The sequence below is a fragment of the Phyllobacterium sp. P30BS-XVII genome (assembly GCF_014138335.1).
Taxonomy (GTDB): domain Bacteria; phylum Pseudomonadota; class Alphaproteobacteria; order Rhizobiales; family Rhizobiaceae; genus Phyllobacterium; species Phyllobacterium meliloti.
Genome location: NZ_JACGXO010000002.1, coordinates 18,340 through 31,978, shown reverse-complemented (window position 1 = coordinate 31,978; position 13,639 = coordinate 18,340). Strand labels below are relative to the sequence as shown.

The window sequence follows — 13,639 nt, the reverse complement described above, 5'->3', positions numbered from 1 at the left end:
GGACGCCTGTCTGGGGATGATCAGGCGATAGAAATTCGGACGGACTGATGAAGAGAATCCTTCTAGCAGAAGATGACAATGACATGCGGCGCTTCCTCGTGAAGGCGCTGGAGAAGGCAGGATACCACGTCACGCCTTTCGACAATGGCGCCAGCGCCTATGACAGATTGCGCGAAGAGCCGTTTTCACTGCTCCTCACCGATATCGTCATGCCTGAGATGGACGGCATTGAACTCGCACGCCGCGCATCAGAAATCGACCCGGATCTAAAGATCATGTTCATCACCGGCTTTGCCGCCGTGGCGCTGAACTCCGATTCGAAAGCCCCGAAGGATGCGAAAGTGCTGTCCAAGCCTTTCCACCTGCGCGATCTGGTCAATGAAATCGAAAAAATGCTGGTAGCGGCCTGATCAAAGGCCCTATCCGCCCGCTCCGCTGAAGAAAGCCTGATAACTTCTTCCAACAGCTATTGACGGACTGAAACCAATATGGTGTATGCGCCCCTGTCGGATGGGCGTGTAGCTCAGCGGGAGAGCACTACGTTGACATCGTAGGGGTCACAGGTTCAATCCCTGTCACGCCCACCATCCGAACCTCCACCTCATAAATTTGATGCTTCGAACCGCCTTGAGCAGCAGCCGCTTTCCAGTTTAGCGGTGCAAGGGATGACATTTGGCTCATAAACGTCTATCGACAGCAAAATCCATGATCTGACCCAAAACTTTCGGAAAGCCCAGAAACCATGAAAGAACCGATCACGCTCAAGCAGTTGAAGGCCAGTATCGGTACAGAAATGGGCTGCTCGGAATGGCGCGTGGTCAGTCAGGATATGATCAATAAGTTCGCCGACGCGACGGATGATCACCAGTTCATCCATACGGACCCGGAGCGTGCGGCGGAAACGCCTTTCGGCGGCACCATTGCCCACGGCTTTCTGACAATCTCGCTTCTGTCGACGCTCGCCTATGAGGCTCTGCCGATGATCGAAGGCGCGACCATGGGCATCAATTACGGTTTTGACAAAGTGCGTTTCATGGCACCGGTCAAATCAGGCAAACAGGTGCGTGCCCGCTTCAAGCTTGTGGATGCGGATATCCGTCCTTCCGGCCGCGTGCTCAACAACTATGAAGTAACGCTTGAAATCGAAGGCTCGATCAAACCGGCGCTGGTCGCCAACTGGCTGACGATTGCTGTTCTTGAACATCCCCCTGAAATGGACGACTGATCTGGCTCAGGCTGCCTCGACAAGGCGGCCTGCGTCGTCGAGCGGTGCTGCGCTGTCGTTCTCGACAAGTGCCTGAAAAGCAAACGGCCCCTGCACGAACATGCCCATATCGTAAGGATTGCGGATCTGGGCCCCCTTCAAAAACAGCAGATGCATCTTGAAGAAGTTTTTCCTTGCCCGCGCATAACGCTTGGCACTGTGAATATGCTTGAAGCGAATGCGCCGGATCATCGGTTCATTGCGCGGGATAATCCCCAGCGCTTTCGCCGGGTTGGATTTGTAAAAATGGACGATATCGGCAATCGTCTGATATTCGGCCCAGAAAACCGGCGTTTCCTGCAACACGACCCTGATATCCTCGCGCAATTGCGTGGCACGCGGGTGAAAGGCAATCATCAGCAGGCACGAGCCGATGGAAAGCAGTGAAATCGGCTGCTGCTTGATGAGTTGCGGCGCACTGCGCCAGACATCTGCGATCGCCTCCACGGCTGGAACCGTACCCAGACTATGCCCGATGATCACGACCTCATCCGCATCGGTTTCCTGTAATTTCCGCGTAAGATGCTCGGCATAGGCCTTACGCCGCGCCAGCAATGCCGGGTTGCGGCTATAAATCCGGTCTGAAGCAGCCGCCCAGTCATCAAGCAGATAGGACAGGAACACCTTTTCGCCCGGCCAGCGGATCAGCAACCGCGCCATGATGAGCGCGAGGGGAACAGTCCAGATCATATGATAGGAGCTGAAACCACCAAACAATGGTCCAAGACCGACGAGGAGTGCTACCAGTGAAATGAAGCAGGTGAGCACAAAGGGCCACATGAAGAAGATGCAGAAGCGCCAACTGGTTCTTAAATACCGCCAGAAGGTGCCTGTGAGCAGAATATCGAGAAACGCCATCAGCCCGGTAGCAAAGCGCGCAACAACATTGCGCGCCGAATAGGCATCGAACACGTCAGCCGTGCCATATTGGCAGAATTCAGTTTCGACATCCCAGTTCGCACCAGATGTTTCCACCCGCATGGAAGCAATGTTCGGCCCTTCCGGCAGCATGGGACTGGCTTTGGTTTTGGCATGCCAGAGACTGTTGAAATCAGCGGCAGAGTTCAGATAGCGCCCGCGCACCGCATCAGGGTGCAGACCTTCATAGCCTGTGAAGTTGATAACAAGGCGCTTTTTGACAGCCATCGAACACTCTCGCGACGCGACCGCGCGAATCGGCAGCCACCGGCATCCTCTTTATGGCAAAGGACGGCGCAATTGTGATCGACAGCCTCACCGGGAGCAATCTGTACACTATTATTATGTGGAGCGGTCAAATAGGGCGCATTCGGCAAAAATTGCGCTTTCATTGCGATTGTAACTGTGCGTGGTTCGTGGTTCGACAAGCTCACCATGAGGGAGAGTGTGGATGCAAAGCCAATCGCAAAGATTGCAGATCAAAAAGTTGCAGGGTACGGGGCAGAATAAAACTCCCCTCATCCTGAGCCTGTCGAAGGGCCTCATGGTGAGCTTGTCGAACCACGAACCACGCAGCACCATACTGAAAATCAACGGCTTGCGGTCCCCCTCTCAGACAGCAACATCCCGGGCTGATTCCTGCAGGAAACTGTAGGCATAGCCGGAGAATGAGCGCCAGCACTCAACGTGGAACGTGTTTTCCTCGGTGCGCAACAGGACGATCTCGATCTTGCCGAGAACCGTGCGGGAGGCAGCGCCAACGGGAAATGCTTTCAATGACAAATCCTGCGGGCAGCCACCATTGACCACAGCATCCGCACCCTTGCCTGATACAATGATCCCGACATTGCGATGCGATACATCCACAGCCGAATGCAGCACCTTCACCTTGGCGAGGTCGGCAACCAGCGCGCTACCATCAGCATCGATGATGAGCCATTCATCCGGGCCGATCCACATCGCTGTGCGACTTCCCTGTGTCGACGTTGTCTTTGACTTCACCGGCAAGGGCAAACCAATCGCCTTGGACAAGGCCGCCACCGCATCGGGCCGGGCCCGTAGCGAGACACGGGTGGCATTATCAGCCAGAACAACCGATACGGAGCTAACGCCCGCATAACCGGTCTGTAGCGGATGCGCACGCGCTGCTGTTTGTGCAAGGTCAACCATTCAACCGTTCTCCCTTTTCGTCGAAGAACACCGTACCGGTCACTTCCACTTCAATCACACCATTGGGCATCGGCACATAGAGCGTTTCGCCGAGCCGTTTTGTTCCGTCAATCACCAGACCCATCGCTATGGACCGTCCGCAATTTTCCGACCAATAGGACGATGTCACATGACCGATCATTGTCATCGGCACCGGCTGGTTGGGGTTGGCAACAATCTGCGCGCCCTCTTCCAGCACCACATGGGCATCCTTGGTCTTCAAACCCACCAGCTGCTTGCGGCCATCAGCCACCAGATCGCGGCGCAAAAGGCCACGAATGCCGACATAGTCTTTCTTGTTCTTGCCTATGGCCCAGGTCAGGCCCGCATCCTGTGGTGTCACCGTGCCATCCGTGTCCTGACCGACGATGATATAGCCTTTTTCGGCGCGCAGGATATGCATGGCTTCGGTGCCGTACGGTGTCAGACCAAGCGGCTTGCCGCGCTCGTAAATGGCCTCCCAGACAGCTTGACCATAATCGGCAGGGACGTTGATTTCAAAGCCCGCTTCACCGGTGAAGGACATGCGGAACAGCCGTGTCGGCACCCCGCAAATCTTGCCTTCGCGCACGCTCATATGCGGCATGGCTTCATTGGAAAGATCGATGCCTTCCACCAGCGGCGCGATGATTTCACGCGCTTTTGGACCCTGCACGGCGATGACAGCCCATTGCTCCGTAGTCGAGGTCAGCCAGACATTCAAATGCGGGAATTCGGTCTGCAGATAATCTTCCATGTGATGCATGACACGCGGCGCACCGCCCGTCGTTGTGGTTACATGGAATCGGTCTTCGGCAAGGCGGCCAACGACACCATCATCATAGATGAAGCCATCTTCGCGCAGCATAATGCCATAACGCAGGCGGCCGACACCCAGCTTTTCCCATGGGTTGGTATAGAGCAGCTCAAGGAATTTCGCCGCGTCAGGGCCAACCACTTCGATCTTGCCGAGCGTCGAGGCATCGAAAATACCGGCTTGATTACGCACCGCAACGCATTCGCGATTAACAGCCGCATGCATGTCCTCGCCCGCCTGCGGATAATACCAGGCACGCTTCCACTGCCCGACATCCTCAAAGGCCGCACCCTCAGCCGCATGCCATGCATGCATCGGTGTGCGGCGGGTCGGATCGAACAGGTCATGGCGCGCATGATTGACGATCGCACCGAAGGTGACAGGCGTAAACGGCGCACGGAACGTCGTCAGGCCCACCGCCGGGATCGGACGATTGAGCGCTTCGGCGGCAATCGCCAACCCGTGCAGGTTGGAGGTTTTACCCTGATCGGTTGCCATGCCATTGGTGGTGAAACGTTTGACGTGCTCAATGGAGTGCATGCCTTCGCGCACGGCAAGGCGCACGTCCTTGGCGGTCACGTCATTCTGGAAATCGACAAAGGCCTTGACCGTCGTATCCGCGCCGGCACCCGGAGCAGAGCCGATCATGCCAATGATCCAGTCCGTGCCACCGGTCGCTTTGACGGCCTTCGCCTTGCCCTTGAAGCCGGTTTCCGCTGCGAGCTTACTGCCAGCTGCGATTGCCTCGTCCAGCGCTTCCTGCAATCCGTCACTGCCATTGCAGGCACCAACCGACACACAATCCTGTGCATAGGTGCCGGGCAGGAACCGCTCATTGGCGGCATCCCATGCCACCTTGCCGCGCGACTGCGAGAACAGATGCACCGAGGGCGTCCAGCCAGCGGACATGATCAGTGCATCCACCACGACCTTGCGCTCGGCACCGCCCTTGTTCGGACGGATGCTGATGGAGGAAACACGGCGCTTGCCACCAGCGCTAAACACCGCATGGCCGGTAAGCACATCAATGCCGAGCGAACGGGCTTCTTCGATAATCGATGAAGAAGGATTGTCACGCGTATCAACAATAACGGGAACGTCAACGCCAGCCCGCTTGAGATCAATAGCCGCCGCATAGGCGGAATCATTGGCGGTATAGACACCGACCTTACGGCCAACAGCAACACCATACTGGTTGAGATAGATACGTGCCGCAGACGCCAGCAGAATACCGGGGCGATCATTGTTGGCGAACACCATGTGCCGCTCGATAGCGCCGGTTGCCAGAACAACCTTCTTGGCACGAACCTGCCACAGGCGTTCACGCGGCAAATCGGAACCCGGATTGCTGAGATGATCGCTGATGCGCTCGACCAGACCGACGAAATTCTGGGCGTAATAACCAAAGGCCGTGGTGCGGGTGAGAACGGTGACATTCTCCATGGCGCGCAGAGTTGACAGCGTTTCCGTGGCCCAGTCATAGCCCGGCTTGCCATCAATGGTAACGTCGATCTCATAGCGCAGCGCGCCACCGGCTTCCGCCTGCTCGTCGCAGATAATGACCTTGGCACCTGTCTGTGCAGCGGCGAGTGCCGCAGCAAGTCCAGCAGCACCGCCGCCGACCACCAGCACATCACAATGGGCAAAGCGGTTGGAATAGCGATCCGTATCGGCTTCACCGGGCACAACGCCAAGACCGGCAGCAGCACGAATCTTCGGCTCGTAAATTGACTTCCACGCGAACTTCGGCCACATGAAAGTCTTGTAGTAGAAGCCGGCGGGCAGCATCGGCGAGAACACATCGTTGATCGCGCCAATGTCAAAAGTCAGCGACGGCCAGCGGTTCTGCGACTTGACCTTCAACCCGTCATAGATCTCCTGCACGGTCGCCCGTACATTCGGTTGCTGGCGCGACTTGTCGCGCTCAATATCGACAAGGGCATTCGGCTCTTCACTGCCTGCGGAGAGGATGCCGCGTGGACGGTGATATTTGAACGAACGGCCAACCAGATGAATGCCATTGGCGAGCAGCGCCGATGCCAGCGTGTCACCCTCAAGGCCAGTCAGCGCCTGTCCGTCAAAGGTGAAGCGAATGGTCTTGGCCGGGGTCAAACGGCCAATGCCAGCGATACGGTTGCTTCCGGAATGGGATGTGGTGCTCATGGCTTATAGCTCCCCTTTCTTGGCGCGGGGGGCGCGTTTCTTTGCGGGTTCAGCGGCGGCAGGCGCCAAAGCGGCATCAGGATTGAGCAGTGTTTCAACATCCGGGCGGGGCTCACCTGCCTTGTAGACAGTCAGGAACTTATCCGACACCGAATCGCGCACCGCATTGAAGAAGCGACCGCAGCCGTGAATGTGCCGCCAGCGTTCAAACTGCAGGCCCTTCGGGTTCTGGCGGAAATAAAGGAAACCGGCAAAATCATCGTCCGACTGTTCCGAAATCGCCGGGGAGCGCACGAGATGCGCTTCACCCGCATTGCGGAATTCCAGTTCCGGGCGTTCTTCTTCGCAATAGGGGCATTTGATGAGAAGCATTGTCGTCGTCTCGTTTCTTGAATGTCAGTGCGCTACGGCAGCGGCGGCGGCTTCGTCGATCAGGCGGCCAGTGGTGAAGCGCTCGATCGTGAACGGCGCATTGATCCGGTGCGGCTCATCGCGGGCAATCGTATGGGCAAACACATTGCCGGAGCCCGGCGTTGCCTTGAACCCGCCAGTTCCCCAGCCGCAGTTCACATAAAGACCCGGCACTGGTGTCTTGGCCAAAATTGGCGAACGGTCAGGCGTCACGTCAACAATACCACCCCATGACCGCAGCATTTTCAGGCGCGTCAACACCGGGAACATTTCGCAGATCGCATCCAGCGTGTGGTTGATGATGTGCAGGCCGCCGGTCTGGGAATACGACGTGTACTGGTCCGTACCAGCACCGATGACCATTTCGCCCTTATCAGACTGCGAAATATAGGCGTGAACGGTGTTTGACATGATCACGCAGGGAATAAGCGGCTTGACCGGCTCGGATACCAGCGCCTGCAATGGATAACTTTCCAGCGGCATGCGCACACCCGCCATATTCATGATGACAGAGGTATGCCCGGCAGCAACGACGCCGACCTTCTTGGCATTGATCGGGCCACGATTGGTATCGACACCCACAACCGCACCATTGGCGGCGCGGCGAATACCGGTCACTTCGCAGTTCTGAATGATATGCACACCGCGATCAGCCGCCGCGCGGGCATAACCCCATGCAACCGCATCATGGCGGGCCGTGCCGCCGCGCCGCTGCAATGCCGCGCCAATGATCGGGTAACGCGCATCGGCAGACAGATTGATCGGCGGGCAGAATTCCTTGACCTGTTCCGGCGTCAGCCATTCATTGTCAATGCCGTTCAACCGGTTTGCATGGATATGACGTTTGAACACCTGAACATCGTGAATATTGTGCGCCAGCATCATGACGCCGCGCGCCGAATACATGACGTTGTAGTTAAGGTCCTGACTGAGACCCTCCCACAATTTCACGGCATGTTCGTAAATACCTGCCGATTCGTCATAAAGATAATTGGAGCGGATAATCGTGGTGTTACGGCCGGTATTGCCGCCGCCAAGCCAGCCCTTTTCCAGAACAGCAACATTGGTGATGCCGTGTTCCTTGGCCAGATAATAGGCCGTGGCAAGACCATGTCCACCAGCGCCAACAATGATGACGTCATATTCCGACTTGGGTTCGGGCGATGTCCATTGCTGATCCCACCCTTTATGGGCGCGCAATGCCTCGCGGGCCAAAGCAAACACTGAATATTTCCGCATCATTCAATCCTTTGCAGAGCGTCCGGCCATTTCAGATGACCTCGGCAGAGCGACGTGTTCCAACAATTTCGAGAGCAATACCCTGTCCTGAAATCGACATCGATTTTCAAGCGCAGGATCGCACTTTTATGCATCAGTATCGTATCCGCTCAAAGGTCTTTTGCCATTTTGCGACGGAGATTGGCGTTCCGTGCCGGTTATTCTAAAATTACGCAGGGGCGTGACGAGCCTGAATGGAAGAATATCCCCATTTTAAGCAGCTTCACCATGGACATTCCGCCGTCATTCTGATAATGGCCTCGTCAGTTTGCGATGGATGACCGTCGCGAAGTTTGGATTTGTGTCCCACTGACCAAGGTAAGGGCGCAGAATTCAGGCTCAACGAAATTCTAAGAGACACAGGATAAAACGTGCAGGTACTCGTACGCGAAAATAATGTTGATCAGGCTCTCCGCGTCCTCAAGAAGAAGATGCAGCGCGAAGGCATGTTCCGCGAAATGAAGATGCATGATCATTACGAGAAGCCCTCGATCAAGCGCGCCCGCCAGAAGGCAGAAGCCATCAGCCGCGCCCGCAAGCTGGCCCGCAAGCAGGCACAGCGCGAAGGTCTTCTGCCAATGCCAGCGCGCAAGGTACCGGCCCGTCCTTCTGCGGCTCGTTGATCAGTACTTTATCAACGTCTTGACAATACAACGGGGTGGGGTGGCAATCGCCACACCGCCCTTTTTGCGTTTTCGATTGAACGGGATATCAGGAATATGACACATTCACTTGAAATGGTTTCGTATCGCGACCCGCAATCGGCATTCAAGACATTGCGCACCACCGGACTGGTGATCGCTTCGGTTCTCACACTGGCTATTGCCGGGTGCCAGACCTCGACCACCGATATGACCGGCATCGACAAGGCGCAGGGCTCTTCCGAGAACATCAGCTCACTCGACAGCGTCATTCGCAACAATCCGCGTGATCCGGAAGCCTATAATGTGCGTGGCTCGGCTTTTGGCCGCGCCGGCCGCAACAGCGACGCGATCAAGGACTTCAACACGGCATTGCAGTTGAACCCTAATTTCTATCAGGCCTACGCGAACCGCGCGCTTGTTTACCGCAATATGGGCAACAGTGCTCAGGCATTGGCTGACTACAGCAAGGCCATCCAGATCAATGCGCAATATGATGCTGCCTATATTGGCCGTGGCAATCTCTATCGCCTCTCCGGACAACTGGACCGGGCTTTCAGCGATTTCCAGCAGGCGATCCAGCTGAACACCACCGATCCGCGCGCCTATCACAATCGCGGCCTGATCTATCAGGCACGCAATCAGCATAAGCAGGCAATCGAAGATTTCTCCACGGCGATCTCGCTGCAACCTGATGCAGCCGAGCCTTATAATGGCCGTGGCATTTCCTATGTGGCGCTTGGCGATGATGACAACGCCTTTGACGATTTCAACAATGCCATCAAGCTGGATGGTACCATTGCCGAGGGATGGGCCAATCAGGCTCTGATCTACGAGCATCGCGGCGACAAAGCCCGCGCGGCGAAATCCTATGCCAAGGCGGCGCAGCTTGATCCGAAGTACAAGCCCGCGCTTGACGGTCTGGCGCGCACGCGTTCCTGATCCAGATATGGCCTGATCCTGACATGGCAAAGCGGTTCGTTGTTGTTTCCGCTCATCCACTTGAAAGCAGCCTTTCGGCGCATCTGACAGCGTTGGTGACACGGCAGATCGCCGAGTCGGCACACGAATTGCAGCTGTTCGATCTCTACCAGCAGGGTTTTGATCCACGGCTTTCGCCGCAGGAGCGCCAGAGCTACTACGCGCCGCAATATGACGCCTCCGATGTCAAAGAAGAAGCAGACGCCTTGCAGGCCGCTGATGTTCTCATACTCATCTTTCCAACATGGTGGTTCGGCCTGCCTGCAATCCTCAAAGGCTGGATCGACCGGGTGTTCGTGCCGGGCACAGCCTATGATCACGCGCCGGACTTTGGCCGGATGATCCCGCGCCTCAGCAAGATGACCTCCTGCATCGCCATCACGACGCTCGGCTCCCCTTGGTGGATTGACCGGCTGATCATGTGGCGACCCGTCCGCCGCATCCTTGGCACAGCCATCATCGGCACCTGCGCACCCAAGGCGCGGTTTTCCATGCTGTCGCTCTACAATTGCGAGAAACTCGCCCCTGCCCGGCTTGCAGCCTTTGAGACAAAAATCAAACAGGCAATCGAACAGACCCTGAAATGAAAAAGCCCGCCAATTGGCGGGCTTTTCGTTTGGTCTGGCAATTGTTGGATCAGTGATCCAGCGCCTTGACGATGTTTTCGACCATCTTCTTCGCATCGGCAAACAGCATCATCGTGTTGTCGCGGAAGAACAACTCGTTCTCAACGCCCGCATAGCCGGAGCCCATGCCGCGCTTGATGAACAGAACCGTGCCAGCCTTGTCCACATCGAGGATCGGCATACCGAAAATCGGCGATTTCGGATCGGTCTTGGCAGCCGGGTTGGTGACATCATTGGCGCCGATAACGAAAGCCACATCGGCCTGCGCAAATTCGGAGTTGATGTCCTCAAGCTCGAACACTTCGTCATAGGGAACATTGGCTTCCGCCAGAAGCACGTTCATATGCCCCGGCATACGACCGGCAACCGGGTGAATGGCGTATTTGATCTCAACGCCCTCGGCCTTCAGCTTGTCAGCCATTTCACGCAAGGCATGCTGCGCCTGCGCCACCGCCATACCGTAACCCGGCACGATGATGACCTTGGATGCATTCTTCATGATGAAGGCCGCGTCATCCGCCGAACCCTGCTTGACCGGACGCTGTTCGACTTCACCGGTTGCTGCACCGGATGTCTCGCCGCCGAAGCCACCGAGAATAACCGAGATGAAGGACCGGTTCATGCCTTTACACATGATGTAGGACAGGATCGCACCGGAGGAGCCCACCAGCGCACCGGTGATGATCAGCGCCAGATTGCCAAGGGTAAAGCCGATACCGGCAGCAGCCCAGCCCGAATAGGAATTGAGCATCGACACAACAACGGGCATATCCGCGCCGCCGATGGGAACAATGATCAGGACACCAAGAGCCAGCGACAGAAGAACGATCAGCCAGAACACGAAATGGCTTTCGCTCATCACCAGCGCCACAACCAGCAAGACAATGGCAATCGCCAGAGCCGCGTTGAGCACATGGCGGCCCGGCAGCATGATAGGCTTGCCGGACATGCGGCCATCAAGCTTCAGGAAGGCGATGATGGAGCCCGTGAAGGTAATCGCACCGATGGCGACACCGAGCGACATTTCAACCAGCGCTTGTCCGTGGATCGAACCGACTTCGCCGATCCCGAAGGAATTGGGCGAGTAGATGGCAGCGGCAGCCACCATGACAGCAGCAAGACCAACCAGCGAGTGGAAGGCTGCAACCAGCTGGGGCATCGCCGTCATGGCAATGCGTCTGGCCGTATAGGCACCGACACCGCCGCCAATGGCAAGGCCAATGACAATCAGCCCAAGGCCTTTGAAGCTTGGCTCGGCAAGCGTCAGCGTCGTGATGATCGATATACCCATACCGATCATGCCGTAGAAATTACCCTGACGGCTTGTGGTTGGATGTGACAGGCCGCGCAGCGCCAGAATGAACAGGACGCCGGAGACGAGATAAAGAAAAGCTGCGAGATTTACGCTCATTGCTCAGGTCTCACTTTTCTTTTTTCTTGTACATGGCGAGCATGCGATGGGTCACAAGGAAGCCGCCAAAAATATTGACGCTGGCGAGTACAAGGGCGATGAAGCCAAACCCCGTGGCAAAACCACTGGCAGACAGACCAACCGCAAGCAGCGCACCAACGACGATAACCGACGAAATGGCGTTGGTTACGGCCATGAGTGGCGTGTGCAGCGCTGGTGTCACCGACCAGACGACGTAGTAGCCGACAAAGATTGCCAGAACGAAGATCGCCAGACGGAAGACGAAGGGATCAACGGCACCACCTGTTACCGTATGGGCAACAGCACCGGCTGCATCAGGCAGGTTTTCAGCGGCTTGGCGAACTGTCTCGGTTGCCTGATTGAGACTTTCAAGAGCTTTTTCGAGTGCGGTATCAGCCATCACGCTTCTCCTTCAGTCGTTTTCGGGGCAGCCGTTTTCGGGGTGACCGTTTTTGATGCAGCCGTCTTGGTGGCAGCAGGTTTCGGCGCGGTTTTTTTCACGGCAGCTTTAGGCGCAGCGGCCTTGTTTGGCGCAGCCTTGACCGGCGCCTTCTTCGGCTCAGCTGCTACTCCAACTGTCTCAGCGGGTGCAGCCTTGGCTTTGGCAGGCTTTTTGGCTGCCGGTTTCGCCGCAGGAGCAGCTGCACTCGGCGCTGCACCGGCAAAATTCGGATGAACCACCTTGCCACCATGGGTCAGGACAGTTGCCTTGACCAGCTCGTCATCAAAATTGACCTTGATTGCCTTGGCGTCCTTATCAACAAGCGTCTCAACGAAGGCAAAAAGGTTCTTGGCATAAAGCTGTGATGCGGTGGCTGCGATACGTCCGGCAACATTGAGATGGCCGACGATCTTGACGCCATCGACATCAACAATCTTGCCTGCAACCGCGCCTTCGACATTGCCGCCGCGCTCGACCGCAAGATCAATGATCACAGAGCCCGGACGCATGCGCCCGTACATTTCGCGTGTAACGAGCCGCGGAGCGGGACGTCCCGGAATGAGCGCCGTGGTGATGATGATATCCTGCTTGGCAATATGGTCTGCAACCAGCGCCGCCTGCTTCGCCTGATATTCTTTCGACATTTCCTTGGCATAACCGCCAGCGGTTTCAGCCGCCTTGAATTCCTCGTCCTCAACGGCAAGGAATTTCGCGCCGAGCGAAGCAACCTGCTCTTTTACGGCAGGACGTACGTCCGTTGCGGTCACGACGGCACCGAGACGGCGTGCTGTTGCAATCGCCTGAAGACCGGCAACACCAACACCCATGATGAAGACTTTGGCGGCAGGAACCGTACCAGCCGCCGTCATCATCATCGGCAGGGCGCGGTCATACTCTTCCGCAGCGTCAACCACCGCCTGATAACCGGCGAGGTTGGCCTGACTGGAAAGCACGTCCATGACCTGCGCACGCGTGATGCGCGGCATGAATTCCATGGTGAAGGCTGTGACACCGGCATCCGCCAGTTCCTTGACGGCAGCATCATTGCCGTAAGGATCGAGCATGGCGATAACAACCGCGCCTTTTTTGTAGGATTTGAGCTCAGCCGAGGACGGGCGCCGGACTTTCAGAACGACATCGGCGTTCCTGATATCGGCGGTTTTGCCAATCGTGGCACCCGCGGCTTCAAATTCGCGGTCAGGAATGCGGGATGAAACACCCGCGCCACTTTCCACAATGACTGAAAAACCAAGACCGATAAGCTTTTTGACCGTTTCCGCTGAACCGCCAACCCGCGATTCAACAGCATCGGTCTCTTTCGGTATGAACAGTGTCTGAGCCAAGCCCTCACCCCCAAAGCATGTTGTCACTATGCAGTCAGTGGCCCGAAGACCCGCGCGCCTGCCCCGCTATGACGATTGGCAATTCTGGTGATGGGCCCGCTCATGCAAGCGGATTTCAACAGAATTATCCGCCCG

At 56.7% G+C, this 13,639-nt stretch carries 13 protein-coding genes and 1 tRNA gene; 6 read left to right on the top strand and 8 right to left on the bottom strand.

The features are described from left to right. Positions 1-47: 47 nt before the first annotated feature. The 3 genes from FHW17_RS06145 to FHW17_RS06135 all read left to right on the top strand — a co-directional run bounded on the left by FHW17_RS06145 (position 48) and on the right by FHW17_RS06135 (position 1,225). Positions 48-410, top strand: a complete 363-nt coding sequence (locus FHW17_RS06145; protein ID WP_091878276.1) for a response regulator — start codon at positions 48-50, stop codon at positions 408-410. 102 nt (positions 411-512) lie between these two features. Further along, positions 513-587 (top strand) — tRNA-Val (locus FHW17_RS06140). A gap of 155 nt (positions 588-742) precedes the next feature. Further along, the gene (locus FHW17_RS06135) at positions 743-1,225 is read left to right on the top strand and encodes a MaoC family dehydratase (protein ID WP_112528875.1); all 483 of its coding nucleotides are present in this window, start codon (positions 743-745) and stop codon (positions 1,223-1,225) included. Positions 1,226-1,231: 6 nt separating this feature from the next. Here the strand turns inward: FHW17_RS06135 and FHW17_RS06130 are convergent, their stop codons facing one another. The 5 genes from FHW17_RS06130 to FHW17_RS06110 all read right to left on the bottom strand — a co-directional run bounded on the left by FHW17_RS06130 (position 1,232) and on the right by FHW17_RS06110 (position 8,000). Then, on the bottom strand, positions 1,232-2,410 hold the full coding sequence (locus FHW17_RS06130; protein ID WP_182509427.1) for an alpha/beta hydrolase: 1,179 nt from the start codon (positions 2,408-2,410) through the stop codon (positions 1,232-1,234). A 384-nt stretch (positions 2,411-2,794) separates the two neighbouring features. After that, positions 2,795-3,352, bottom strand: a complete 558-nt coding sequence (locus FHW17_RS06125) for a sarcosine oxidase subunit gamma (RefSeq protein WP_112528882.1) — start codon at positions 3,350-3,352, stop codon at positions 2,795-2,797. After that, positions 3,345-6,350 (bottom strand): sarcosine oxidase subunit alpha, encoded by a 3,006-nt coding sequence (locus tag FHW17_RS06120; protein WP_113097706.1) that lies wholly within the window; start codon positions 6,348-6,350, stop codon positions 3,345-3,347. Before FHW17_RS06120 ends, FHW17_RS06125 begins: the two co-directional genes overlap by 8 nt. Before the next feature lie 3 nt (positions 6,351-6,353). Beyond that, a complete protein-coding gene (locus FHW17_RS06115) occupies positions 6,354-6,722 on the bottom strand; it encodes a sarcosine oxidase subunit delta (protein WP_113097705.1) in 369 nt (122 codons plus the stop codon). A gap of 24 nt (positions 6,723-6,746) precedes the next feature. Next, the gene (locus FHW17_RS06110) at positions 6,747-8,000 is read right to left on the bottom strand and encodes a sarcosine oxidase subunit beta (RefSeq protein ID WP_105733032.1); all 1,254 of its coding nucleotides are present in this window, start codon (positions 7,998-8,000) and stop codon (positions 6,747-6,749) included. 410 nt (positions 8,001-8,410) lie between these two features. Between FHW17_RS06110 and rpsU the strand changes: the two genes are divergently transcribed. From rpsU to FHW17_RS06095, 3 genes are all read left to right on the top strand, one after another. Then, positions 8,411-8,662, top strand: coding sequence for a 30S ribosomal protein S21 (gene rpsU, locus FHW17_RS06105; protein WP_091878290.1), 252 nt, complete (start codon positions 8,411-8,413; stop codon positions 8,660-8,662). A 114-nt stretch (positions 8,663-8,776) separates the two neighbouring features. Next, positions 8,777-9,622, top strand: a complete 846-nt coding sequence (locus FHW17_RS06100; protein ID WP_227988245.1) for a tetratricopeptide repeat protein — start codon at positions 8,777-8,779, stop codon at positions 9,620-9,622. A 23-nt stretch (positions 9,623-9,645) separates the two neighbouring features. Further along, complete coding sequence (locus tag FHW17_RS06095) at positions 9,646-10,248, top strand: NAD(P)H-dependent oxidoreductase (RefSeq protein WP_112528890.1); 603 nt, start codon at positions 9,646-9,648, stop codon at positions 10,246-10,248. A gap of 49 nt (positions 10,249-10,297) precedes the next feature. Here the strand turns inward: FHW17_RS06095 and FHW17_RS06090 are convergent, their stop codons facing one another. Genes FHW17_RS06090 through FHW17_RS06080 form a run of 3 tightly spaced genes read right to left on the bottom strand, consistent with a single transcriptional unit; the run spans position 10,298 to position 13,504 of the window. After that, entirely contained in the window at positions 10,298-11,698 is a 1,401-nt protein-coding gene (locus tag FHW17_RS06090) for an NAD(P)(+) transhydrogenase (Re/Si-specific) subunit beta (protein WP_112528892.1), read from the bottom strand. 10 nt (positions 11,699-11,708) lie between these two features. Then, positions 11,709-12,119, bottom strand: a complete 411-nt coding sequence (locus tag FHW17_RS06085) for an NAD(P) transhydrogenase subunit alpha (RefSeq protein WP_091878297.1) — start codon at positions 12,117-12,119, stop codon at positions 11,709-11,711. Further along, on the bottom strand, positions 12,119-13,504 hold the full coding sequence (locus FHW17_RS06080) for a Re/Si-specific NAD(P)(+) transhydrogenase subunit alpha (RefSeq protein ID WP_112528894.1): 1,386 nt from the start codon (positions 13,502-13,504) through the stop codon (positions 12,119-12,121). The genes FHW17_RS06085 and FHW17_RS06080 overlap by 1 nt, the downstream gene beginning before the upstream one ends. Positions 13,505-13,639 lie beyond the last annotated feature (135 nt).